A 25,637-nucleotide genomic window follows, 5' to 3' on the forward strand; every position below is an offset into this window, starting at 1 on the left:
ATGCTAAAAATTTTTTAGTTTGTATACCTTATTATATATGTATATTATACCTTATTATATATATGGAGGGTGTGTCAAAAGTTTCAAGTGGTACGCCCCGAAGGGGCAGAAGCGTTGATAATGAATGCTTTTGCCCTTACATGGCGTATTATTATAATATCCGTTTACCCGGCGCTGCCCTGGGCCAGGAGCAATTTGGGCTTTCAGCCCGCATTGTTTGAGTTTTGATACACCCTCCAATTTAAGTCAAGCACTGGAGTACTGATTATTCCGGTTATTTATTCCACTTCTCGATATTGGGGTTAGCCTCTACAGCTTCGGTCGGGAATCGGAGTGTATAACGCGAGTCGTTCTCGTTGAGTTCAAAGTTGTGTACGATTTCTTCGTCACCCTTTTTTTCCTTATAGCTCTTGCTAAGTGCAGGGCGAGTGGTGCGACGAAGATCAAACCAACGATGTCCCTCAAAAGCAAGTTCTGCTGTGCGTTCGTTGTATATAGCCTTAAGCAAGTCGGCCTTCTGCATATTGTCAAGTTCTTTGGCATATGTTTTATACTTGGCAGATGCATATCTCTTAACCATAAGATCCTTGAGATATGTGCGTGCATCGTTAAGGTTATTGTCTGTAGCGTCAGCGTTATCAGCAGCCAGATTAGCAGCAGCCTCAGCAGCTATGAGGTAAGCCTCGGCAGAACGGAAGCTGCAACGATATCCATCATTTCCCTTATCGCCATACTTGGTAAGGCTGTATGCGCTGGCAGTAATAGCCTTATAGTATAGAGACTTGCGCTTGTCGCCAGTGCGATAGGTATCAATAAGCGCCTTGTTGGGTTCGCCAATCTTGATATATCCAGAGGTCATAACCTGCTCCAATGCAACGATGCTCTCAACCGACTTGTAGTAGTTAGGCAGAACCTTAGATGTATTAAGGTCTTCCAAGGTGCCATGTTTCTCTATTACTGTCTTGGCTTCTGCCAATGCATTCTGCCAGTCGCCCTTGTATAGATAAACTCTTGCCAATAGTGCGTCGGCCGAAATCTTATTAAATCGATAGGTAAAGCCCTCGTCCCAAGTGTCCACAGTAAGGTACTTCTTGGCATTGTTTATGTCGTCTATCACCTGCTGGTATACCTGCTCAAGACTGTTGCATGACAGCACAGCATTGACATCAGCCACCATAGAGAGAGGAATGCCACGTGTTGTAGCAGGATTGCAGTGTGTATAAGGCTCGGCATAGAGGTTAGCCAAAAGGAAGTGGCAATAGGCTCTCATCATATAAGCCTCGCCCACCAACTGGTTGATCTCGTCGCTTGTGGCCTCAGTAATATTTGTCTGATGCTCGATGATATAGTTGGCTATATATATAGCGTGATAGTATCGACGCCATCCAAACGACACCGTAGTGCTTTGTTGCTTGAGGTCGTTCCATGCCCATATGTCAAAGTATGAGTCGTAATCCTCTGATGATGTTGCATCCTTGCTCAGTGTCATCTCGTCGCTGCGCAATGTAGACAGTCCACGGTCTTCAGGGAAGTTCTTGTATTCGTATGTTAGCAAGGCTCTATATTCCTTGCCTGTCTTGGCTATAACCTTTCCGGTAGGGGTGATGTCGAGAAAGTCGTTGCAACTGGTAAGTGTCAACGCAGCCAAGAGCATGGCGATGCCCATCAGATATTTTCTTTTCATTGTGTTCAATCTTTTAGAATTATATATCCCTTTCTTTTCCAAACTCACGTTTCCTTTTTAGAAGTTTACGTTTACACCAAAGATAAAGCTCTTAGGTATAGGCTGAGCGTATGGGTTGCCCATTGTCTCTGGGTCGAGATAGTTGTCGTAGTTGCTTGCTATTACAAAGAGGTTGCGAGCTTCGAACGAGAGTGAAGCACTCTTTAAGCCAATGTGGTTTATCCACTGAGTTGGAAGCTTGTAGCCAAGACGCAGGCTCTGCAGACGTGCGTAGTTGCAACTCTTAACCCATGTGTCGAGCATACTGTAGAGGTTGTACTCGTTGTATTGTACAAACTCGCGTGGACGCTCTGTGCTTATCATCAGTTTGCTGAACTTGCCCTGTGTATTGTCTGCAGTCCAACGATTAAGTATATCGCGGTTTACATTCAATCCACGGTCGTAGCTTGCAGGCGAATAGCTTGGCTGCACTCTAACCTTCATACCGAGGTTGAATATGAAGTTGATGCCCAACTGCCAGTTCTTGTAGTCGAATGTATTGATGAAACCACCAGTCCACTTAGGGTCAGTGCTACCCATATATGTATACAGGTTGCGTTGTTCTTCAGCTGTAAGAGTACTTGCTCCATGATTGTTAAGCTTAAGGAACTCAGTAGCAGAAACCTTATTGCCATCCTTAGTTACGAATAGAGGATAGCCGTCTGCATCGAGGCCAGCTGTCTTATATGCAAATAGAGCACCTACGGGATAGCCTTCACGTCCAGGGTAAGTGGCGTTCTGTGCTACAGTCTCCTGAATAACCTTGTTCTCGTTGTAGCCAATGTTCAAGTTGGTTGTCCATGTAAAGTCCTTTGTCTTGATATTACGTGTACCAAGAGCAATCTCTACACCCTTGTTGTTCATACTTGCCCAGTTGATGGTAGTAGACGAGAATCCACTCTCAAGAGGCAGCATCTTCAAGCCTATAAGGTCTGTACTATGACGATAGTAGTAGTCTACCGACAGGGTGATGGCATTGTTTAACAAAGCCAAGTCGACTCCAGCGTTCACGTTCTCTGTCTTCTCCCATTTAAGGTTTGGGTTAGGAGCTGTCTCGCTGTTGATGATATCCTCTGTAGTGCCAGGCAGGATAGTGCCTTTCTTAAGAATACCTATAAGATAAGGTGAAGTGTTCTTGTCGATGTTGCCCTGCAAACCGTATGATGCACGTAAGCAAAGGTTGTCGAGCCACTTAACCGACTTAAGCCATTTTTCCTCCTTTGCTCTCCAAAGACCGCTGACAGAGTAGAGTGGCAAGTAACGATACTTCTTGGCAACGCCAAAGACGTCAGATCCGTCAAAACGTACACTACCACCAAATGTATAGCGGTTGAAGAGAGAATAAGAACCAGTGGCATACCAAGACACGTAGGCATTTTCCGATTCTGTTTCTATATGCAGAGGATAGGCATCAGCCCATGTTTGGCTTGGGAATATAACAGGTTGTGTTGTAAGAGTGCGCGAGTCGTAGCCGTAAGCTACACTATAGATAGAGTTAGACTTGGCATGACGCACCTCGGTACCAAGCATAAAGTTGACATCGTGTATGCGGTTGAATGTCTTGACAAACTCAGCCATTGCCTTCCATGTCCATTGACGGTTGTGGTATTCAGTAGTCTTGTGCATACCACCATCAGGCAAGAAACTCTTCTTAACGCCATCTGCACCAATATATTCGGTGAATAGTATCTCCTTGCGCATAGCGTATGTGTTCTCGTTGGCATACTTGCTAAGCGAGTAAGAATCCTCCTGTAATCCAAACTGTGATGTAAGCTTGAGATAGTCGGTAAGTCTAAGCTCGGCATTAAGTATAGCCATCATTGAACGGTCGCGACGCTTGCTGTTGGCATTGAGTCGTTCCTCAAAGATGTTAAAGTTAAGTGATGAGTCTTCCTTACCCTGCACATTGGTATCATAGTTATAGTTGCCGTTCTCGTCGAATGGAGTGAAGTAGGGGTTAGCCAGACGCGAGTAGTATACAGGATTGGTGAATCCGTTGCTGTCGGTAAGATATGTGTTCTGCTTACGCTCGTTGGCATAAACCGAAGCACCTACTTTAAGCATCTTGTTAACTTGATAATTTGTTTTAAGAGTGATGTTATAACGGGTATTGCCCACACCCTTTACGGTACCTTGCTCGTCGTTATAGCCCACAGATGTATAGTAGTCGCTCTTGTCGCCACCACCCGAAATACTCATATTATACTCCTGTGTGAGCGCATTGCGGAAGAGAATATCGTTCCAATCGGTGTTAGTGTTGCGCAACTGGTTTATTTGGTTGCGTGCCGTCTCGCTCAGCGCATCCCATCCGCCGGTCTTATATGCATTGGTCTCGCCAAGAGAGTTTAGAATGCTTGCAACACCACCCTTGTTCTGGCGATAGGTGTAATCAGAAGCCAAAAGACTAAGCTCCAAGTCAACCTTCTCCTTGCTGTTCAGCAGGTTAAGGCGGTCGATATCTGTCTTAGGCATATATGTCAGTTTGCCAGAGAAATTGATAAGCGGTTTGCCGGCACGTCCCTTCTTGGTAGTGATAACGATAACGCCATTGGCAGCTCTTGCACCATAGATAGCAGTAGCGGCAGCATCCTTAAGTACTGTGATATTGTCGATGTCTGAAGGATTAAGTCCAGCTATAGAAGTCTGGTATATGTTGTCGATATCCTTCAAATCCTCCATATTTGGAATATCTGTACCTTCCATAGGAATACCATCGAGTACCCACAAAGGTTCCTGAGTACCGTTGAGCGAGGCAGTACCACGTATACGAATCTTAACCGGTGCACCAGGAGCGCCAGTAGATGTAATAGACGAAAGACCTGCAATCTGTCCTGCCAAAGCTTGGTCGATATTGTTTACAGCGCCAATCTTCTCCTCGTTAATCTTAAGAGTAGTCACAGCCGAAGTAAGCTTACGGCGGTCGAGTTCCTGATAACCAGTAACAACCACCTCGCCAATAAGCTTGTCGTCAGTGTTGAGCACAACTCTATAGTCGTTCTTTCCTGCAACTATTTTCACGTCTTGTGTCTCAAAGCCCATGAATCTTACAGAGAACAAATTGTCCTTGGCATCGATTTTAAGCGTAAACTTACCATCATAGTCGGTAACCGTTCCATGCGAAACTTTCTTGTTTGGTCCGCTCAACACAGATATAGTAGCGCCTGGCAATGGATCGTCGCCCATAGTGCCATCTACCACGATGCCCGTGATAGTGCGCTCTTGTGCCGAGAGCATGTTCATGGTGAAAACCATGAGCAATAGCATGAATGTTCTCATTCTCATTTTTCTCTTTCTTTTTTGTTATCCTTACTATTTTTACTTAATCTCTTGTCCCAATGCAGTTTGTATACGCATTATTACGTCCTCGTAGTGGAACTGTGTGGCTGTATCGCCAGAGTGGCGCTTCGACTTAAGCAAACCGAGAATTCTAATCAATTCGCCACGTTTAATGCTTATTGCATCACTCACACGTGCAGTCTGTGTGCCACCCATGTCTATAGTGCGTGATGCAGAGCTGAGGCTATGGCATGGCATGTTAAATTCAGGCGAGTCGATAATGGCAGGCGAATTGAATATACGCTTGTTAATCTTCACTCCCTCCATCTGTGCAGCTGCTGTGATAAGCGCATCCACAAAGTTCTTCTGAAGCTGACGCTCGTCTATGCTTAGAGTCTTGCCGGCAATGGTATTGCCAAAGAAGTGCTTGTGCAGCATATTCATCATGTCTACAGCACTGAAAGCCTCCTTGCCATTAACTTGCTCGTTAGCAAACATGCGCATAATGCGACTGTTGTCGAGCATATCCCAAAGCATATAGCTCTGCTGATTTTGCAAGGCATAGTCGGGCGACTGTTCCTGTACACCAATCGGAGTGTTCTTGTTGATGAATGTGTATTTGTTGAGCTCGCTTCTGAAGAGCCACTTAGGACATGTAAATACCTCGTCGATAAGGAACTGTACAGCACGTTTTTGCTTGTCCTTCTCTACAAATGTGAAGGTAGGTTTGCCGTCGTCAACAGTAGTGTTGTCGATATACATACCACCCACATTGGCAAGTACATGGTATAGGTAAAGGCTCCACTGGAATATAACACCCTGATATAGCTTAGAGGCCTCGTCGTATGTCTGACCAGATTCGCCGGTGCGTGTCCATTCGATGATGTTAGGCATCACACGCTTTAGGTTCTCTATACCATAGTGAGCCGACTTCATAGCGTCATCGCCAAGGTCCTCGCTCAAAGAACGTGGGTCTATGGCAGTGCGCTGACTCTGTGTCTCGCTATAACGATATTCCTTGCTTGTGTGCTTCTTTAAGAAGTCGTTAAGCTTGGCTGTTGCATCCTTCTCCTCTGGGAACCAACGGTAACCCCATTCTATAGCCATCAAGTCGTATGGACCGATTTGTGGCGAAATCATACGAATGTTGTCTCCAGGCTGTGCTATATAGTTGAAGCGGGCATAGTCCATAATAGAAGCAGCAGTGCCGCCAACACGATCGGTAAACTCTCTTGAGCGTAGCGAGTCGGTAGGGTAGGCATTAGATGCAATCATATTATGGCGCAATCCAAGAGAATGGCCTACCTCGTGGCAAGCAACAAAGCGAGCTGCGTCGCCAATCAATGTTTCTGGCAATTTATACTGACGTGCATCCTTGTTGTATGCGCCAGTCTGTACCATAATCCATTCGCGCAATAGCGACTTAACGTTATGCCACCAGATGATGTCTGCCTCAAGAATCTCGCCAGTACGAGGGTCGATAACCGATGGCCCCATAGCGTTTGCCTTTTCAGATGCATCGTATGTCAAAACCGAATACTTCATGTCGTCGCCCTCTGCAGCAATACTGTCGGTAAGGTCGAACACCTGAACGGCATTCTTGAAACCTGCTTTCTCGAAGGCAACGTTCCAATCGGTCATACCTCTTTTAATATAAGGACGTAGGAATTCGGGTACAGCCTGGTCTATATAGAATACTATAGGCTTCTTTGGTTCTACCAGTTCGCCGCGCATATAAGCCTGTTCGTCCTTAGGCTCCAAGCGCCAACGTGTGATATAATTGTTGCTTGTAACTTCTTGCTGATGGTCGCCATACTGCAATCGAGTTGTTGTGAAGTAGCCTACACGCTGGTTTTCCTTACGAGCCACCATAGGCTGTTCGGGCAAAAGCACCAACGAGCTGCTCACCTCAATGGTGATATTGGTTTTGCTTTTTCCTTCGTGTACAACTGTTGTAAGCTCTGATGTAGCTGTAACGTTGTTGCTGAAAGCCTTGATATCGATAATCTGTGAGAGATCCGAGTCGGCAGAAGTGCCGAGATTGATAAGGTTGAATACGTCGTTAAAGTAAGTCTTCTTGCCGTTAAAGAGGTCGTTTACCTTAAAAATAACAGTAGACGAATCTTTAGCGACAGCCTCTACCTTAAGGCTCGCTATTAATGGGTCGATGTAATTGTTCTCCACCGATGCAGCCATAGCGTCATTGGCATTCACTTCAGGAGTGGCACGCTGTTGACGCACAAAAACAGTTTTCTTCTTCTTGTCCCATTCAAAGCGTATGCACTGGTTCTCGTAGTTGATACCACGGTTAACACCAGCCTCGTTCAGCTCATGAGGAACACGTTGTAGCTTGTTAGATACCAAAAAGACTCTGCCCATAAGCTTTGTTGGCATTTCAAGATAAAAGTCCTGGTCCTTTTTTACAACATTCATTACACCTTTGACATTGACAGAATCGCTGCCAACAAGTTTCTTATAATCCGAATCGGTTTTCTGCTCTACCTTCTTTTTTTTCTTAAAGATTCCCATCTCGGGTATCATTTCTAATGTTGTTGCCTGGCAAGAGCTACCGATAAGTGAGGCCGCAAAAGCCCCTAGTATAATTTGCATTCTATGCATGGGTAAAAACTTATAAATTCCTGAATTTAATGTTATTGATTCGTTTTAACTGTGCAAAGTTAAGTATAAATATCCATTTGTCCAAGAATTTATAGGTTTTTATGACTTGTTGGTGTGCTTGTATGCATAATTATGCAAAAATGTATACAAATTATTAAAAACTATAGTAAAGTCGTGTGCTTAGAACGGTGAAGTCGCCATTTTTGTTATTTATATATTGAAAGTAGGGTTGCAGTGCGATTGATTCTGTCAGTTGTCTTTTCCACGTCAGCTCTAAAGAGCATTCGGTGCCTTGATTGAAGCGGGCATATTGAGCCGATATGCCACACTCGTTTTTACTGTCTTTATAAGCGCATCCAGCTTCGGCAAACCTGTAGCAGCCGTTGCTGTGGTTTGTATTCTCCGAATATTGCAGCATAGCCGATATGTTTTTATCGTCAACCGACCATATTGTTTGTTCGCCATATATCCACCATGCGCAAGTGGTGTTGTTTGTGGCATCGTCAGATGTTGCCATTTCGCCTTCGTCATCAATTTTAAAGTGGCGTGTGTGAAGGGCAGCACCGGCAAAGTAGTGTCCTTTTGGGTACTGGTATTCCAGTTGCGACATATTGAAGATGCCGTCTCTTTTAGGTTTTATTATAAATGGATTGTTGTTGTGCTTCCATCCGTTATAGCCTACACCGTTGTATATACTGTTACGGAATGTCCAACCGCCTTTTGTAACATCAAAATAAATTGTCAGCCCCGATAAGGGATAGTTGGCTATTGGATAGCTTGCCGATATTGTAGGGAATATTCCACCTGAGCCATTGGCAAATAGAGACGTTACGTCAGACGTGAAGAAATCCTCGTTCACATTTCTTACACCAACAAACAGATGTCCCGATTTCCATTCGTGCATATATCCCAAAACGGCAATAGCTGCAAACATATCATCGGCCTCTATATTTGAGAAACCCTGCCAATCGTCAATAATAGTCTCGTTGGTCTTTGCCACATGCAGTGTGGCAGCCTCAAACGAGTCGTTGCCTTTGCCTACTGGTATGCTGAGGTTCAGTCTAAGTTGATTTAGCCAATTGGTTTTGTTGTTAAAATTCCACTGCCATTCCGTAGTATACTCTCCGCTAAAGTTCTGGGCTTGCACGACATAAGCATTCAGGCAAACCAATACTATTATTATTATCCTATACATATCTGTTTGTTTGATAATGCGATTCTTGTATTACTATATAACTCTCATTTTCGTCTGCAAAATTACAACATTTTTCTTTAATACCCAATAGTAGGTATTTTAGAAAATCATTAGAAGTATGTTAGAATCTAATTAGAGTTTTGGGTGTCTGTGTTAGTCATTTTGCGACAATTAGTATTCAAAAGGTCGCTAATTAAGAAAACTTTACAATATATTATGGGTTTCCTTACATTGTTTTTTATTACCTTTGCATCGTTTTATTATACTTAAAAAATAAATTATGAACAAGTTTTACACTCTACTTCTTTTGAGTGGTGCTGCGCTTTCTGTTAATGCACAGCAAATTAATGGTAGTTTTGATGCTGAGTGGGGCAAATGCGTTCCTTGGACTAGCAAGGGCAATACTAATGCTGTAGGCACTACCCCAGAAGGGTGGGCTATTTCTAATGTGTATATTAGTAAAGGAATAACGGCAACGGTTGGTAGTGAAATTGAGGGCAACAATGGAGGAAAGGCTGTTAAACTAACAAATATAAATGCTGCAGGACAGGCTGTGCCTGCTTATATTTCATTAGGTACTCCTTGGGCTACTGCAGAGGTTAAGAATTTTATGCCTACTAATGCCGATGGTGGTACTTGGGGAGGTAAGAAGTTTACATATCATCCTGATGCTCTAAGTTTCGATTATAAGCGCGATAACTCTAATGGCCCAGAAGATGCCACAGTTGTAGCTTATCTTTGGAATGGCACTTGGACACAGAAAGACGTGCCTGGAAATACATCTATTGTTGGCACTGCCAAAAAGGTTGATATGGTAGACCGCGACCGCAATGTTCTCGGTATGCCGAAGACCAATGCAGTTCTTGGTGGAGATGTTACAAGCACAGAGGGTGCAACCTGTGTAGCAAAGATCAACTATGCCATTACCGGCAACACAAAGAAGCCGTTGGCAGATGGTGAGGAAGACAAGAACGAGTATGAGTGGGTATCTAAGACTATCGACTTCGACTATGGTAACAATGTTGATGCCAAGGTCGAAAAAATCAATGTGATATTCTCGGCAACCAACTACTTTGGCGACCGCAAGTATATTGTAAAGAACAACTCGCTCTCTATCGACAACGTTAAGCTCATCTACTGGCATGGCTTAAAGTCGCTTAAGGCTTTTGACAATGAGGGCAATGATGCTGCACTTGAGTTCGACCCTAATGTATATACATATAATGTAAACTCTACTTTTAACGATTGGTATACACCAAAACATACAAAGAAGGGTGCTGGTGCCAAGGTCGAGGCTAAGTATGATGCTAAGACAGCCCAGTATGTCATCACCGTTAAGGCTGAGGACTATGATGCCGAGACCAATCCTGAGGCTATAAGCACATACACAATACAGTATGTAAAGCCGTCGCCAACATTGACATCGCTCTCTATCGATGGTCATGAGTTTGGCGGTGTGTATGGTTTGGCTAACGAGATTAACGTTACAGGCAAGTACAATGATAATGCAGAGGTAACGTATAAAGCTTCTTCAGAATATGCTACAGTAGAGAAGAGCTTTGAAGGCAAAACTCTCACAATCACTGTAAGCGAAGAGGGTACCACACCAACTGTATACACAGTTACATTCGAGGGCAAGGAGAACGATGCTGTTTATCAGATACCTAACTCTAACTTCGAGGCTTGGACAGCAGAAGGCAAGCTGAATGAGGGCTGGAATTCATTCGAGTCGGCAACAGGTGCGTTGGCTTCTTTTGCTGGTCCTATGTCACCAAAACCAAATATGATTGAAGATGGTTTTGAGGGTAAGGCTGTGCGTTTGCGCTCTGCCAATATAATTGGTGTTAATGCCAACGGCAACCTCACTACTGGTACAATAAGCATGGGATCTGCAGACCCTAAAGATGCTGCCAACTACAACTATACCGACCGTACCAATGTAAGTGGCAACCTTCCATTCGCTGGTACACCTGACGCATTTGAGGTTTACGCTCGCTTTACACCGGGTACTGCACGCGACCTGACAGATGAGGAGAAGGCTAACGGTACAGAGATTAAACTCCAGGGACGTATGCAGCTTATCCTTCACGATAATGCTCCTTATCACGACCCAGAGCTTGAGGCACAGGTTGGTTCGAAGATTGCATCGGCAAGTGTTCTTATTCCTGAGACAGCCAAGTGGACTAAGTTTACTGGTGAGTTCAACTATGTTGGCGAGCCTTCTGCTAAGCAGTATATGCTTGCTTCGGCTACAACAAATCCTATACCTGGTGCTTCAAAGGACGACCAGCTCGACCTTGACAACGTTAAGCTTATCTACTGGCACGCTCTGTCAGAGCTTACATTCGACGGTAAGGCTGTAGAGGGATTTAATGCCGACAAGACCGAGTATACTGTTAAGGGCAACCTTGCTGATGACAGCAACAAGATAGCATACAAGGTTAAGGGTAAGGGCGCTAACGCCTCTACATCAGTCGACCTTGAGAACAACGTGCTTAAGATTACTGTTGAAGGCAACGACATTAGCGTTAATGCCGACAGTAAGACAGTATACACAATCCACTTCGACAACACTTCAACAGGTATAGGCTCTATCTCAGCTAATGAGACTAAGAACCACAAGGTATACACCCTTGGTGGTGTGCGTGTCAACGGCAAGCCTGCAGCAGGCTTGTATATTGTTGACGGCAAGAAGACGGTTGTTAAGTAAGGAGATAAGGGTGTGTCAAAACTCAAACAATGCGGGCTGAAAGCCCAAATTTCGCCTAGCCCAGGGCAACGCCCTGGGTAAACGGATATTATAAATAATACGCCCTGTAAGGGCAAAAGCGTTGATAATGAACGCTTTTGCCCTTACAGGGCGCTTTGCTTTGGGATACATTACACCCAGGGCGCTGCCCTGGGCTAGGAGCTTTTGCCCCTTCGGGGCGTACCACTTGCGACTTTTGACACACCCTCAACTTCTTAACTCCTTACCTTCTTACCTTCTAACCTCCTCTTTAACGCTCCCGCCATATCTTTGGCTAAACTCCATGTGTATCTCGGCAAGTTCTTTGCGTCCAAAGATATAGTCGTCGTACATGTCGTCCATGTCGATGCCTTCGCATTCGCCGTCGCCAAAACCCTTGAGCGCTTCCTTTACGATGTCCATGCGCTCGTCTACTGTAGTGTCCTTAATAAGTAAACTCTTCATACTTGATGTTATTTTTTTATTGATTTGTTCCTGTTGTTTTTTATTGTTTTCTCTTCACGCCTCTCACAGCCTCTGCCTCCAACGGATTCTCAGGCCAATAGTGCTTGGGATAACGTCTGCGCAGTTCCTTACGCACCTCAAAGTAGGTGTCGCGCCAAAAGTTGGCAAGGTCTTGAGTAAGCTGTACTGGCTTAAATCCTGGCGATAGCAGTTCCATAAGTATAGGTTGCTTTCCGTCGTTTACGCAAGGTGTCTGTTCCATACCGAAACATTCTTGCAGTCGGACGCTAAGCACAGGTGCCTCGGCTCCTTGTCTGTAGTCTATGCGTATGTGCGACCCCGTAGGCACTTGTATGTGTGTAGGAGCCAGTCGGTCAATCTCCAGTTGCTTGTCGTATGCAATAGTGTTCCATAATATCTCGGCAAGATTCAGTTTATGCAGTTCTGCCGTTGTGCTGCGCACGCGACTGCCGTCATCAAGATATATAGGCAACCATTCTATAGCTGTGCTAAGCATGTGTTCGGTCGAAATATCGGGCAACTCCAGTTCGGGGTGCCATGCCGCCACTTGTGCCACACGGCGCTGTAGTCGTTGAACATTGTCGTTGCTCCAATCCATCATACTCAGTCCGTTCTTTGCCATTGCCTCACACATTATATTAATAAGCAAGTTCTTGTCGGCGTTATGTATGGGTTTGCTGTCTACAACCAGTTTGCCAATCCTTCTTTCCTTCCTCATCGTCAGACAGCCTTGTTTTGCGTCCCACGATACGTTGTCGCGTTGGCTTATGGCATTATCGTCCAGCTCGTTGGTATTAAGCGGAGCCGCAAGAAACACCCTTCCCGTCTTGCCAGGCTGACTGTACAGCGACGCCACAGCAATCCACGTATGTGCCGAAAGCGAGTCGGCAGAGTCGAGTTGTATGTTTCCGCCACCCGCCAATCGGTATCCTCCAATGTTGTCGTTAGCCATAGCAATGCGCTCGGGATAAGCATAAGCCACAAGCAATCCTACCTCCGTTGGCACAGGGTCGGTATTGTCTTCGGTTGTATGCGCCATATTCCGGTATTCGGCAGCTATCTTTGCAATGCGTTGCCATCTGCCTATTTGCTTCTTTCCTCTTGCCCTTCGCAGCAACGACAGTCGCAATGTCATGTCGGTGTCGGCATTATCGGCAAGCGGGTCTTTCTCCACAAGCAAGGCGGCAATATCGCATGCCAGAGCCTTTCGTTCGGCTGTATCGGCACATACAATCATTCTTGCCATACGTGGATGGCAGGGTAGGGCGGCAATGCGCTTGCCCAAAGGTGTAATATTGTTATCGGTGTCGATGGCACCTAACGATACAAGCAAGTCTTTGGCACTTGATATATTGGCACGTGGTGGCTGTGTTAGCCATGGCAGGGCATCTATGTTCTTCTCGCCAAACATTGCTATGTCGAGAGCCATAGGAGCAAGGTCGGCATATTCAATCTCTGCCGTTCGCTGTTCTGCCATAAGATGTTCCGAAGCCTTGGTCCATAGTCTGTAGCATGTACCCTCTGCCACACGTCCGGCACGTCCCATACGTTGGGTTGCCATATCTATACTAATGCGTGTGGTTTCAAGATGACTTAGTCCGGTACGTGTATCGAACATAATTTGGCGGCACAATCCAGAGTCGACCACTACCCTTACACCCTCAATGGTTATAGATGTTTCGGCAATAGGCGTGGCAAGTACCACCTTTCGCTCGCCCTTATTGGATGGAGCAATGGCGTGTCGTTGCTGTTCAGGCGACAGATTGCCGTAGAGAGGCAGTACATGCGTGGGTGCCAGCGATGTGCCAAGCAATTGCATGCAACGCTCAATATCGCCCTGTCCGGGCAGAAACACAAGAATGTCGCCCTCGTGGTTGCGGTGCGCCTCAATAACGGTAGCGGCTGCTGCCTGAGCCATATCGTGTGGGTCGGTATCGGTAACGGCATAGCTTAGCCTTACATCATACATCTTGCCCTCGCTCTCTATTAGTGGAGCCTGCAGAGCCGTGCAGATATATCCGGCATCTATTGTGGCCGACATGATGACAATCTTAAGGTCGGGTCGTATTATGTCTTGTGCTTGTCGGGTAAGTGCAAGTGCAAGGTCGGAGTTGATGCTACGCTCGTGAAATTCGTCGAATACAATTACGCTCACGCCGTCAAGTGTAGCGTCGTCCACAATCATGCGTGTCAGTATGCCCTCAGTAAGCACCTCAATGCGAGTATCTTTGGATACCTTGTTCTCAAATCTTACTCTATATCCTACAGTCTGTCCTACAGGCTCGCCCAACATTTGTGCCATACGTTCGGCTATCTGTCGTGCTGCCAGTCGGCGAGGCTCAAGCATAAGCACCTTGCCACCATTGTTGCCAAGCGAGGCCAGTAGTGTAAGCGGCAGCAATGTCGACTTACCGGCACCTGGTGGAGCTGTAACAACGAGCGAGCTGTTATGTGTTAAAGCCTCGTTCACGGTGTTTGCTATCTGCGATGCAGGCAGCGAGCTATATAGTTCTGTTATGTCCTTAACGTTCATCTATTGTTAAATGTGTGTATGTTGCGTGTTTTGCGATTTCAAAGTTACTGATTTTTTTGCTAACTTTGCATTTGTATGATACAAATATGTATAACTTGCTCAACTTTCGCATGTGTAGAATTTAAAGAAATTAAATATGTTAGAGATTATAAAGCCGTATGCCCTTCGGTTAAGAACATTTAGAGCCAATGCATTGTTGCTTGCATTGCTGTTGGCTGTTGACATGTTTGCGCAGCCAATGCCAAAGCGTTTGGTGCCCAGACAATATGCATATAGCCATAAGTTGTCGTCGTCGTTGCGACAGCTTGTCTATGATAATGCAGCTTTTCGCCTTGCGCCAGGGCGTGCCGCACATCCACGCCGTGTGTGCGCCCTTGTCAAGACATCTGATGCCACAGCCCAACCTCTATTCGACAATGGTTGTGTGCCAATAGCACGGATAGGCAACATCTTTGTGGCTGATATCCCCATGTCGGCATTGCCACGTCTTGCTGCCGACACACGCATAAGCCGTATTGAGGCAGAACGAGGCAATAGGCTGCAGCTCGACTCTATGGCTCTATACACCAATGCCACAGATATATATGCCGGCACACGTTTGCCCCAGGCATATACTGGCAAGGGTGTGGTGTTGGGTATAATGGATGTGGGGTTCGACCTTACCCATCCCACGTTTCTCGATGCCGATGGTTCGGCTATGCGCATAAGTCGTTTATGGGACCAGCTTAGTGCCGATACCATCAACAGTAATATGTATGTTGGTGCCGAATATACCACTCCCGAGGCAATACGTGCATATGCCCACTCTCGAGATGGCGAGGTGATGTATCATGGCACCCATACTCTTGGCATTGCAGCCGGCAATGGTGCAGGGTCGCATTATGTGGGTATGGCACCCGAGAGCGAGCTGTGTCTTGTAAGCAATGCCGTTTCTGGCGACGAGCCTTTCATCTCTGACGAAGATATGTACCGCTATACCACAGCCACCGACGTGCTTGGTTTTAAGTATCTATTCGATTATGCCGAGTCGGTAGGCAAACCTTGTGTGGTGTCGTTCAGCGAGGGTTCGCACCAGAGTTTTAGTGGCGACACCCAATTATATTACGAGGCTTTAAGCCAGCTTGTAGGTCCGGGTAGGATTCTTGTTGCGTCGGCAGGCAATGAATGTACGCACAACAGCTATATGGCAAAACCTTCGGGACGACATTCATCGGGCACTTTCCTTGGTGCCAGGGATAATACAACCGCCTTTAGTGTAAAGACCGACAAGCCTTTAGAACTGCGTACTATTATATATAATGTGGAAGATGCAACAACTATAGACATTCGCTCCAACCATGCTGCAATGGCTGATGGACGATTGGTGCTCAGCGTATGCACGGCTGATGTTTGTGCGGCTGCCGACTCGTTGATTTCGGATACTGTTATTGTAGACGGTATACAATTTGTGCAGCAGATACAGGCTTATCGCTCGTGTTTCAATGCTTCCGACCTTGTGTTTGATGTGTTGCAGACCAGCGACAGCGGTATGGACAGCAGGCTTGTGTCGATGCAGATGGTGGGCGATGATGCCAATGCCGAGGCTTTCCTTATATATGGAGGTTTTGGCGGTTCGCAGATAGACCCTACGCTAAACGATGCAGACATATCGCATAGTATCTTGTCGCCGGGTAGTACACCCGACGTTATATGTGTAGGTGCCTCAGGCTACCGCCCCGACTTTGTTAACTACAAGGGCGAGCCACAATATACTCCTTGGGGGGAGCATGGTGCACGTAGCGGATTTTCTTCTGTAGGTCCCACGTTTGATGGCCGTATAAAACCGGATGTTATGGCACCTGGCTCAAACATAATATCTGCCATGAGCAGCTATTATATAAAGGCTAACCCAGAGCGTCTTGGTTGGCTTGTCAGCACTTTCGACTATGATGGACGCACCTATGGCTGGAGTGCCAACTGCGGAACATCAATGTCCACACCTGCTGTAGCCGGTATTGTAGCCTTGTGGCTTCAGGCCAATCCGCTGTTGTCGCCCGATGATGTTATGGGTATCATCAAGCGCACCAGTAGACCATGTGGCGATTATGGCACCGACACACCCAATTATTGTGGCTATGGTGCCATTGATGCTTATGCCGGATTGCTCGATGTGCTTGGCATGTCGTCTATAAAGGGACTCAGCACAACCCGTCTGCAAGGCGTAGATATAACCATTGCCAATGGCAACACTATGCGCCTGAAGTTTGCCGACAGTACGCAATCGGCAGTGGCGTTGCGTGTATACGACACAGCTGGTAGGTTGCATCTTAAGCGTAGTCTTGCAGCAGGAGCCGACAGTTATACTGTAGATTTAGCAACGCTTCAGGCAGGTGTGTATGCCGTGCAAGTGGAGTGGGGCCAGTGTAAAGGCTCGCTGCTGATAAAGCTGTAGCGTATATTTTTTGATATTAAATTGTTGATTATACGTAAAAAATGCCTACTTTTGCAGCCATATATAACAACAATTTAATATACTGATAGTATGAGAAAAGTTAAATTTATGTTGATGGCTCTTGTAGCAGCCATCGTAATGTCGTGCGGTACAACGCGCACAGTGCCCATCACAGGACGCAAGCAAAACATCCTTGTAAGCGACGAGCAGGTGCTCTCGCTAAGCAATAAAGAGTATTCCGACTATATGAAGTCGGCCAAGCTTTCTACCAATTCTGCCAATACCGCTATGGTTAAGCGTGTTGGTCAGCGTCTTGCCACAGCTGTAGAGAAATATCTCAACGAGCATGGCTTGCAAGCAGAGACAAAGGAGTATAGCTGGGAGTTCAATCTTGTTCAAGACCAGTCGGTCAACGCCTTCTGTATGCCTGGAGGCAAGATTGTGGTTTACGAGGGCTTGTTGCCCGTAACAAAAGACGAGGCATCGCTTGCTATTGTGCTTGGACACGAGATAGCACATGCCGTTGCCAAGCATTCTGCCGAGCAGATGAGCAAGCAGATAAAGAACCAGTATGGTACGGAGATTCTTGGTCAGGTGCTTAATGCTGCCGGTGTTAGCTCGGGCACAACACAGCTCGCACAGATTATAGCACAGAAGGGATTGCAGTTCCGCAGCCTGAAATATTCGCGTGACAACGAGAGCGAGGCCGACCGCATGGGTCTTATATTCGCTGCTATGGCTGGCTATGATCCTAATGTGGCTGTTAGTTTCTGGCAGCGTATGGCTCAGATGACAGGCAATAGCAACCAAAGTGATGTATTCAGCGACCACCCGTCAGATGCTAAGCGTATTGCTGCCATCAAGCAGGAGTTGCCCGAGGCTCTGACCTACTACAAGCCTGTAACTACAACATCCAAGAAGAAGACTACGACAACAAAGAAGAAGACCACATATTCAAAGAAGAAGACAAGCACCAGAAAAAAGTAATATAATATAAATGGCAAAGTAATATATATTAAATGGCCAAATAATATAATATAAATGGCCAAGTAATATATATTACTTTTTTTTAAAAGTAACAGTCAGAATTTCATTACATATAGTAGGAGGGTATGGCATCCTTGCCATACCCACTATATCTGCTTGGCAATCATGGCAGAGTGGATATGGCAGGTATGCCATATCCTCCTACATTTAGTCTATAAAGATGTTGCCGTTCCCATCTGTAAGATTGTATATATTCTCGTTGCTGTAATCAGCTTCCTTAGCCTTCTCTATTTCAGATACAGCGAGTATAGCCTGTGTCTCCATTTGTAAGACAGCAATTTCAGGCTTTATATATTCTTTCTTTTTCATAGCGTTCAAAGTGTTGCGAGCGATACCTCGAATGGCAGGCAGAGTGTTCCCCAGGTTGTGCCAGTATTAATAGTGCGGCTATAAGAGGCAGCCTTGGCAGAGAACGGCTCGTAAGCCACGAAGTCCTTATGTCTACTTCCTACGAATGCGACACCTTTTTGGCGGTTTTTACGATGAAAATTATGCTTTTTCTGTTACCCAACTCTCTATATTTCCAGTAGTACTGTCGAAGTTGATCCCAACTTTGGTTATTGGCTTACCGCTTAGCGCGAAGCGTTTATGATAGTTCTTCAGGTTGATTTGCTGCATTGCAGACTGTGCACTCTTGTCCAATTTAATCTCTAATAGGAAAAGGTCGGTATGGGTGAGCAATACGATGTCAACTCTGCCGTTGGGTGTATGAACTTCAACGTCCACCTGATAGTCTGTTAGCAGAGAGAATATGATGAAGAGCATCTGCTGGTAATGTCCCTCATAATGAGCGTTGTTGCAGTAAGGAACTGTTGCCAGAAATGTCTGGAGTAAGGTTAAGGCTTCCTCCATATTCTGCTTATCCAATGCCTGTGCGATACGACGGGCTGTATTGGTTGTTGCAAGCGTATTCTGTGTGACGTATGATGGAATCAGTGCTTTGGTTAGTCCCATTTTCACCTCCTTGTTAGGAACATCAAGAACGTAATAGTTGTAGTCTTCATGATATTCCTTGATGGTGATATATCCACTTTGGTAAAGCAGCGGCATGATGGTTGGCATATTCTCCGTAGGTGCATCAAACTCGCTGGCATCAGCCTCCACTCGTGTGATGACGTCTGATGGTACAACCTGATACTTGCGCATCATATTGATGAGATAAGTTGGAGTGCCAGAAGTAAACCAATAGGATCCGAACTTGTTTTCTGCAAAGCAATTCAGCAGGCTATATGGATTGAAGATATCGGGTGAGAATCTTGTGAAATGATAGCCGTCATAATTATCTTTTAACTTGTCGATTACTTGCTCTTTCGTCATGTTTCTTCTTTGGGCAAGTTCCTCGATGTCTGCTGACATTTGCGTCAAGAGTTCTTCTTTTGTGATTCCGCAGATACCAGCATAGTCATCATTCATGGATATATTGGTGATGTTGTTCAGTTCGCTGAAGATGCTGACTTGTGAGAACTTGGTGATGCCCGTCAGGAAGACAAAGCGTAGTTTTGCTTCGCTATATTTCAAAGGACTGAAGAAGTTGCGCATGATATTGCGCAAGGAATCCAACAGTTCTTGTTCATGAGCTACATCCAGCATGGGTGCATCATATTCATCAATAAGCACGACGACCTGTCTGCCGGATTTCTCGTATGCAGTATTAATAAGTTCTGTCAAACGATTGTTGGCATCAATTTGTGGCTGTGTGACACCCCATTTCTTCTCTTCTGTTTCCAGAATGAATGCGAGATATCTCTCCAGCTGTTCCTTATCCATATGTTTGCCTCCGCTCAAATCAAAGTGGAGCACAGGATATTCTGTCCACTCCTTTTCCTGCTTTTCGATGGCAAGACCATTGAATAAGTCTTTCTTGCCTTCAAAGTAACTCTGGAGGGTGGTTAGAAATAGGGATTTTCCAAAACGGCGTGGACGTCCCAAGAAGAAATATGTGCCGCTTGTATGTGTCAAGCGGTAAACATATTCCGTCTTGTCGATATAGAGCTTGTTTTCCTTTCGGATTCGCTCGAAAGTCTGTATGCCCAATGGATATAACTTAAGTGCCATAATCTTAGATGTTTGTATTTCCACCGCAAATTACAATAATAATTTGATATATACAAATAATCGGATGCAATTATTTTCTTAGCAAGTAGTTTTAGTATACTTGCTCCATTTTTCATAGACTAACAATTGAGAGGCTACTGTGAAAAAATGAATACGTATTTGTAGGCCAATGATAACATATTCGTTGGCGATCGATAACGTGTTCGTAGGCCAATGAATACGTATTAATAAATTAAGAGGCTTAGATAGAGAGAAAGATAAATTATTTGACAACATCTGATAAAAATCCTTTCTTCTTTCGTGCTTTTTGTGTAACTTTACAACAGTAAAACGGTAATGTTGCTGTTTGTACACATTAATTAATAACGTGTAGACAATATAGAGAACATAATGTATCAGAAATTTATAATAAACCAGGATGGGGTGCTGAAGTTTGGCAATGTCTATCTGCACAGATATCTGCTTGACAAGGGCGAGCGATGTCCGTATGGTGGAGGTCTGTGGAAGATTGACGAGAAACGTGGAGCTATATTGCTTTATGGACGATCGTTCGACTTCGGACGACCCGACTTTGACTTTCTGCGCAGTGTAGACTGGAGCTTCCTTGGAGGCAATGAGCATCCGCTGCTTTATCTGCCACATTGGCCCGACGAAACAGAAGTGGTGCCAGTGGTGGTGGCTAATATGTATAAATAAAAATAAAACTTGAGTAAAAGATGAACAACAACAATACAACAGATTTTGAGAAGCTGTTCCACGACGACCTTTACATGTATCTCCGTTCTACCGATATGGTAGACGAGCGTTTGCCTGAAGCACCCGACCTTGAAGAACTATGGCCGCAATTGGGACAGAGTTATGTGGCTGATGGAATACGCGAATATAATACAGGATATCCGTCGGTAGCGCTTGGCTGGATAATGTTCTTGGGTATGGCGGTGGCTAAATATTGGGATGTGGAATGGGACACCTACTCAAAGGTGCCCGACCTATATCTATACTTGCGCGACCGCATCGACTTTGACCATATGGACGACTATATTCTTGATAAAGTGTTGTGTCTTGACGCCGAGACACGTGCCAAGGTTAACGATGTTGTGGCCGAGTCGGCTTCGCGCACATATAGCAAGATTTGCCATTTGCACCTGGAAGAAGGCACAGCCAATGCCTATCGTGCCTTTGTTGCCGCCCTTCATCAGCTGTATCTTATGGGTATTGCTGTGGAGCTGAAGGCGTTGGGCTATCACATGACGAAGATGTAGGTAGTTAAAATCGAAATATAAACCTTAAACCTTACATAATATGATGGAATATATCATGCAACATTGGTGGACCCTATGGGCTGTAGTGGCAATGGTCTGCCTCATTATGGAGATGTCGTCGGGCGACTTTTACATCACATGCTTCGGCATTGGTGCATTGGTAGCGTTGGTTGTGTCGATATTTGCCGTGCCTCTGTGGGTGCAGATAATAGTGTTTGCCGTATTCAGCGTGCTGTCCATATTCTTTTTGCGTCCGCATCTTGTGGCGCTGATACATCGTGGAGGCCACGAACGCCTTAGCAATGCACAGGCTATTATAGGTAGAATAGGCGAGGTGTCGGAGACGGTTAAGGCTGGAGGCTATGGCCGTGTAAAGCTTGATGGCGACGACTGGAAGGCGCAAACCGACTGGGCAGATGATTTGCCCGTAGGCACAAAGGTACGCATCGTAGGCATGGACAGCATCATTGTGAAGGTGGAACCAGAGAACAGTCAGTACAAATCATAATCTGAATAACACAAAATGTTAACCCTTTAAACTTTAATCATTATGGAAATTATGTCAGTATTTCTTATTGCACTTGTAGTGCTTGCCATCGTTTTCGTTAAGATGGCGGTGGTTATCATTCCACAGAGTGAGACAAAGATAGTAGAGCGCCTCGGCAAGTATTATGCCACGCTTAGTCCAGGTATAAACATCATCATTCCGTTTATAGACCGTGCCAAGACCATCGTTACAATGAATCGCGGACGTTATGCCTACTCTACAACGATTGACTTGCGCGAACAGGTGTACGACTTTGACAAGCAGAATGTTATCACAAAGGATAATATCCAGATGCAGATAAATGCATTGCTCTACTTCCAGATTGTAGACCCGTTCAAGGCTGTTTACGAAATCAACAATCTGCCTAATGCTATTGAGAAACTTACACAGACCACTCTGCGTAACATCATTGGCGAGATGGAGCTTGACCAGACTCTTACCTCGCGCGACACAATCAACACAAAGCTGCGTGCTGTGCTCGACGATGCCACTAACAAATGGGGTATCAAAGTAAACCGTGTTGAGCTTCAGGATATTATTCCACCGTCAAGCGTGCTTCAGGCTATGGAGAAGCAGATGCAAGCAGAGCGTAACAAGCGTGCCACTATTCTAACAAGTGAAGGACAGAAGCAGGCAGAGATTCTTAAGTCGGAAGGTGAGAAGACTTCTACAATCAACCGTGCCGAGGCTGCCAAGCAGCAAGAGATTCTGCATGCCGAAGGTGAGGCTCAGGCTCGCATACGCAAGGCAGAAGCTGAAGCTATAGCCATCGAGAAGATAACAGAGGCTGTGGGCAAGAGCACCAACCCTGCCAACTATCTGCTTGCACAGAAGTATATCCAGATGATGCAGCAGCTTGCCGAGGGCGATAAAACTAAGACCGTATTCCTGCCATTTGAGGCTACAAATATGCTGGGCAGCTTGGGAGGAATAAAGGAACTGTTTAAGGAGGAGAAGTAAAAGCCGCAGCCTTGATGCCTACCTATATGGGGAGGGATAACACCTTATTTTATTATATTACACCCAAAAAGGTGTTGCATTCCTATGAATGCAACACCTTTTTGGGTAGGAATGCAACACCTACTATAGGAATGCAACATATCAATATCAAATTTTATTTCTATCTTTGCAGAAAGTTGCACCTCGGCAATCTGTAGGAGGGTATGGCATCCTTGCCATACCCACTCTGCCATGATTGTCCAACCGGTTTAGTGGGTATGGCAGGGAATCCTATTATTCTTACTGCTTACAATAGTAGACAAGTTGTGGATGCATAGCTTGAATTAAGGTTAATTATAAACAAAAATAAATCATGGAGAAAAGTAAAAGTATTGTATGGAGGACGCTCCTCGTCCTCTTTATCGCCTTCCTCTGGGGGGCGAATTGAGTGCTTATGCTGCTAAGAAGGCATGGGCAAAATGTGATAGGTCGGCAAAGACCCTAACGTTCTATTATGGCGAGAAAGGAAGTTTGGGGGCTGATGAATATGACCTCAATAAAGATTGGAAAACTCCTGAATGGTACAACAAAAACTGCGAAAGATTTGTCACAAAAGTCGTGTTTGACAAATCTTTTGCCCAGGCTCGCCCAACTACATGTTATGAATGGTTTTGGAAATTTGGTGAATTAACATCAGTCGAAGGAATTGAAAACTTCAATACTTCGAATGTAACGAACATGTCAAATATGTTTTATGGCTGTACAGTGCTCTCCTCTTTGGATGTATCAAACTTCAATACTTCGAATGTAACGAACATGAGTTCAATGTTCTCCAGTTGCAAAAGTCTCACCACATTAAATTTGTCAAACTTCAATACTTCGAATGTGACAAACATGAGATATATGTTCTTCAGTTGCAAAAGTCTCATCACATTAGATTTGTCAAGCTTCGATACTCGGAAAGTGACGGATATTTCATATATGTTTAACGGTTGTTCTAATCTAACTACGATTTATGCGAGCGATAAATTCGTCTTAAGTAGTGTGACGACAGTTGAAGGCGGCAAAGAGGTATTCTCGGGCGATAGGAATCTCAAGGGTGCCATCGCCTATGACCCAAGCACGTACGACAAAACCTACGCAACAATAAATGGCGGATATTTTCTTGACAAAAAATATACGCGTCCTTGGGTAAAGTATGCTAACGGAACGCTCAGCTTCCAATATGGATACAAGAAGACATTAGGGAATGATGAGTATCCACTGAATGAAGAAGATAATTCACCGAGTTGGAATGAAAAGAGAGATGTCACAAAAGTTGTGTTTGACAAGTCGTTTGCCCAAGTTCGTCCTACTTCATGTTACAAATGGTTTTATAATTTTGGCAAGTTAACAACAATCGAAGGAATTGAAAACTTAAATACTTCGAATGTGACAAACATGGGATATATGTTTTATGGTTGCTCAGTTCTTACCTCTTTGGATGTATCAAACTTCAATACTTCGAATGTGACGAATATGAGCTCCATTTTCAACAGCTGTAAAAAGCTCACTTTTTTGGATGTATCTCATTTTGACACTCAGAATGTAGTATGGATGTCATATATGTTCAGTTTTTGCTCTGGGCTTACCTCTTTGGATATATCCTATTTTGATACTAAAAACGTAGTAGTAATAGATGGAATTTTCGCAGGTTGCTGTGGGCTTACCTCTCTGGACGTGTCCCATTTAAACACTCAAAATATGGCAAGCATGGCACAGATGTTCTACCTTTGCTCTGGACTCACGACATTGGATTTATCAAACTTCGATACCCAGAAAGTGTCGGATATGTCAGATATGTTTAACGGTTGTTCTAATCTAACTACGATTTATGCGAGCGATAAATTTGTTTTGGACAGATTGACAAGCGATAAAGATAGTGAAAACATGTTCTCAGGCTGTACAAATCTCAAGGGCGACATCAACTTTGATGTAACTAAGGTTGACAAGACCTATGCAACTATCGATGGTGGATATTTTATAGACAAAAATTTACCAGATTGTCCTTGGGTGAAATATAATGATGGTACACTCACCTTCCTATATGGATATAAGAAGAAATTGCAAGAGGGTGAGTACTGGCTAAATGCAGATGACTTTGCAAACCCAGACTGGCTTATTAGAAATACAGATGTCACTAAAGTTGTGTTTGACAAGACTTTTGCCCAGGCTCGCCCAATTACATGTTACAGTTGGTTTAATGGGTTTAGCAAATTGTCAACAATCGAAGGCATTGAAAACCTAAATACTTCAAATGTGACAGGCATGGCATATATGTTTTTGAATTGCTCAGGTCTTACATCATTGGATGTATCTCACTTCGATACTCAAAAAGTAAAATACATGTTTGGTATGTTCTACGGTTGCAAAAAGATTACCTCTTTGGATGTAACCCAATTCGATACTCAGAATGTGACGGACATGTCATATATGTTTGTTGATTGTTCTAAACTGGCCACTTTGGTCCTGTCAAGCTTCAGCACTCAGAAAGTGACGGACATGGCACAGATATTCTCTGGTTGATCTGGTCTGACTTCTTTGGATTTATCAAACTTCGATACACAGAATGTGACAAGTGTTTCAAAAATGTTCTACAATTGCTCTAATCTCACCACGATATATGTGAGCGACAAATTCGTTGTAAGCAGTGTGACAGATAGTAAAGGGAAAGATATGTTCTCTGGTTGTAAGAAACTCAAGGGCGACATTGAATATAATCCAAGCAAGGTTGACAAAACGTATGCAACTGTTGAT

16 protein-coding genes and 1 pseudogene are annotated in these 25,637 nt (G+C 44.7%); 9 read left to right on the forward strand and 8 right to left on the reverse strand.

The annotated features are described in order from the left end of the window. Window positions 1–274: 274 nt before the first annotated feature. The 4 genes from C9991_RS13795 to C9991_RS13810 form a co-directional block, all read right to left on the reverse strand. Window positions 275–1,684 (reverse strand): RagB/SusD family nutrient uptake outer membrane protein, encoded by a 1,410-nt coding sequence (locus C9991_RS13795; RefSeq protein ID WP_106813099.1) that lies wholly within the window; start codon window positions 1,682–1,684, stop codon window positions 275–277. A gap of 57 nt (window positions 1,685–1,741) precedes the next feature. Continuing rightward, complete coding sequence (locus C9991_RS13800) at window positions 1,742–5,005, reverse strand: SusC/RagA family TonB-linked outer membrane protein (RefSeq protein ID WP_106813100.1); 3,264 nt, start codon at window positions 5,003–5,005, stop codon at window positions 1,742–1,744. Between the two features lie 33 nt (window positions 5,006–5,038). Next, on the reverse strand, window positions 5,039–7,609 hold the full coding sequence (locus tag C9991_RS13805) for a zinc-dependent metalloprotease (protein ID WP_198643822.1): 2,571 nt from the start codon (window positions 7,607–7,609) through the stop codon (window positions 5,039–5,041). Window positions 7,610–7,772: 163 nt separating this feature from the next. Beyond that, a complete protein-coding gene (locus tag C9991_RS13810) occupies window positions 7,773–8,813 on the reverse strand; it encodes a carbohydrate porin (protein WP_106813102.1) in 1,041 nt (346 codons plus the stop codon). Between the two features lie 280 nt (window positions 8,814–9,093). Here C9991_RS13810 and C9991_RS13815 point away from each other — a divergent pair, with 280 nt between their 5' ends. Further along, window positions 9,094–11,523, forward strand: a complete 2,430-nt coding sequence (locus tag C9991_RS13815) for a PCMD domain-containing protein (RefSeq protein WP_106813103.1) — start codon at window positions 9,094–9,096, stop codon at window positions 11,521–11,523. A 270-nt stretch (window positions 11,524–11,793) separates the two neighbouring features. On the opposite strand, the gene C9991_RS13820 is transcribed toward C9991_RS13815, so the two are convergent. Together C9991_RS13820 and hrpB are read right to left on the reverse strand one after the other, a co-directional pair. Beyond that, entirely contained in the window at window positions 11,794–12,006 is a 213-nt protein-coding gene (locus C9991_RS13820) for a purine biosynthesis protein PurH (RefSeq protein ID WP_106813104.1), read from the reverse strand. A 40-nt stretch (window positions 12,007–12,046) separates the two neighbouring features. Next, entirely contained in the window at window positions 12,047–14,560 is a 2,514-nt protein-coding gene (hrpB, locus tag C9991_RS13825) for an ATP-dependent helicase HrpB (protein WP_106813105.1), read from the reverse strand. A gap of 136 nt (window positions 14,561–14,696) precedes the next feature. On the opposite strand from hrpB, the gene C9991_RS13830 reads away from it, so the two are divergent. Together C9991_RS13830 and C9991_RS13835 are read left to right on the forward strand one after the other, a co-directional pair. Next, window positions 14,697–16,991, forward strand: coding sequence for a S8 family serine peptidase (locus C9991_RS13830; protein WP_106813106.1), 2,295 nt, complete (start codon window positions 14,697–14,699; stop codon window positions 16,989–16,991). Window positions 16,992–17,081: 90 nt separating this feature from the next. Next, complete coding sequence (locus C9991_RS13835) at window positions 17,082–17,978, forward strand: M48 family metallopeptidase (RefSeq protein ID WP_106813107.1); 897 nt, start codon at window positions 17,082–17,084, stop codon at window positions 17,976–17,978. A 207-nt stretch (window positions 17,979–18,185) separates the two neighbouring features. Here the strand turns inward: C9991_RS13835 and C9991_RS16765 are convergent, their stop codons facing one another. Both C9991_RS16765 and C9991_RS13840 read right to left on the reverse strand, forming a co-directional pair. After that, a complete protein-coding gene (locus C9991_RS16765; protein ID WP_157949491.1) occupies window positions 18,186–18,347 on the reverse strand; it encodes a hypothetical protein in 162 nt (53 codons plus the stop codon). A gap of 180 nt (window positions 18,348–18,527) precedes the next feature. Further along, complete coding sequence (locus tag C9991_RS13840) at window positions 18,528–20,093, reverse strand: ATP-binding protein (protein ID WP_106813108.1); 1,566 nt, start codon at window positions 20,091–20,093, stop codon at window positions 18,528–18,530. 390 nt (window positions 20,094–20,483) lie between these two features. On the opposite strand from C9991_RS13840, the gene C9991_RS13845 reads away from it, so the two are divergent. The 6 genes and pseudogenes from C9991_RS13845 to C9991_RS17210 all read left to right on the forward strand — a co-directional run. Next, window positions 20,484–20,789 carry a hypothetical protein gene (locus C9991_RS13845; RefSeq protein ID WP_106813109.1) on the forward strand — a complete coding sequence of 102 codons (306 nt, stop codon included), beginning with the start codon at window positions 20,484–20,486 and terminating at the stop codon, window positions 20,787–20,789. Window positions 20,790–20,809: 20 nt separating this feature from the next. Continuing rightward, window positions 20,810–21,355 carry a hypothetical protein gene (locus C9991_RS13850; RefSeq protein ID WP_106813110.1) on the forward strand — a complete coding sequence of 182 codons (546 nt, stop codon included), beginning with the start codon at window positions 20,810–20,812 and terminating at the stop codon, window positions 21,353–21,355. A gap of 40 nt (window positions 21,356–21,395) precedes the next feature. Beyond that, a complete protein-coding gene (locus C9991_RS13855; protein WP_106813111.1) occupies window positions 21,396–21,863 on the forward strand; it encodes an NfeD family protein in 468 nt (155 codons plus the stop codon). Window positions 21,864–21,905: 42 nt separating this feature from the next. Then, window positions 21,906–22,862 carry an SPFH domain-containing protein gene (locus C9991_RS13860; RefSeq protein ID WP_198643823.1) on the forward strand — a complete coding sequence of 319 codons (957 nt, stop codon included), beginning with the start codon at window positions 21,906–21,908 and terminating at the stop codon, window positions 22,860–22,862. 375 nt (window positions 22,863–23,237) lie between these two features. After that, window positions 23,238–25,406 carry a BspA family leucine-rich repeat surface protein gene (locus C9991_RS13865; RefSeq protein ID WP_106813112.1) on the forward strand — a complete coding sequence of 723 codons (2,169 nt, stop codon included), beginning with the start codon at window positions 23,238–23,240 and terminating at the stop codon, window positions 25,404–25,406. Then, window positions 25,407–25,607, forward strand: a pseudogene (locus tag C9991_RS17210) (BspA family leucine-rich repeat surface protein); the annotation flags it as partial. Window positions 25,608–25,637 lie beyond the last annotated feature (30 nt).

Source organism: Prevotella merdae, assembly GCF_900290275.1.
Lineage (GTDB): Bacteria > Bacteroidota > Bacteroidia > Bacteroidales > Bacteroidaceae > Prevotella > Prevotella merdae.

Coding starts and splice junctions, on each gene's coding strand:
- C9991_RS13795 (WP_106813099.1), bottom strand. CDS start 1,684: ATGAAAAGAAAATATCTGATGGGCATCGCCATGCTCTTGGCTGCGTTG.
- C9991_RS13800 (WP_106813100.1), bottom strand. CDS start 5,005: ATGAGAATGAGAACATTCATGCTATTGCTCATGGTTTTCACCATGAAC.
- C9991_RS13805 (WP_198643822.1), bottom strand. CDS start 7,609: ATGCAAATTATACTAGGGGCTTTTGCGGCCTCACTTATCGGTAGCTCT.
- C9991_RS13810 (WP_106813102.1), bottom strand. CDS start 8,813: ATGTATAGGATAATAATAATAGTATTGGTTTGCCTGAATGCTTATGTC.
- C9991_RS13815 (WP_106813103.1), top strand. CDS start 9,094: ATGAACAAGTTTTACACTCTACTTCTTTTGAGTGGTGCTGCGCTTTCT.
- C9991_RS13820 (WP_106813104.1), bottom strand. CDS start 12,006: ATGAAGAGTTTACTTATTAAGGACACTACAGTAGACGAGCGCATGGAC.
- hrpB (WP_106813105.1), bottom strand. CDS start 14,560: ATGAACGTTAAGGACATAACAGAACTATATAGCTCGCTGCCTGCATCG.
- C9991_RS13830 (WP_106813106.1), top strand. CDS start 14,697: ATGTTAGAGATTATAAAGCCGTATGCCCTTCGGTTAAGAACATTTAGA.
- C9991_RS13835 (WP_106813107.1), top strand. CDS start 17,082: ATGAGAAAAGTTAAATTTATGTTGATGGCTCTTGTAGCAGCCATCGTA.
- C9991_RS16765 (WP_157949491.1), bottom strand. CDS start 18,347: ATGAAAAAGAAAGAATATATAAAGCCTGAAATTGCTGTCTTACAAATG.
- C9991_RS13840 (WP_106813108.1), bottom strand. CDS start 20,093: ATGGCACTTAAGTTATATCCATTGGGCATACAGACTTTCGAGCGAATC.
- C9991_RS13845 (WP_106813109.1), top strand. CDS start 20,484: ATGTATCAGAAATTTATAATAAACCAGGATGGGGTGCTGAAGTTTGGC.
- C9991_RS13850 (WP_106813110.1), top strand. CDS start 20,810: ATGAACAACAACAATACAACAGATTTTGAGAAGCTGTTCCACGACGAC.
- C9991_RS13855 (WP_106813111.1), top strand. CDS start 21,396: ATGATGGAATATATCATGCAACATTGGTGGACCCTATGGGCTGTAGTG.
- C9991_RS13860 (WP_198643823.1), top strand. CDS start 21,906: ATGGAAATTATGTCAGTATTTCTTATTGCACTTGTAGTGCTTGCCATC.
- C9991_RS13865 (WP_106813112.1), top strand. CDS start 23,238: ATGGAGGACGCTCCTCGTCCTCTTTATCGCCTTCCTCTGGGGGGCGAA.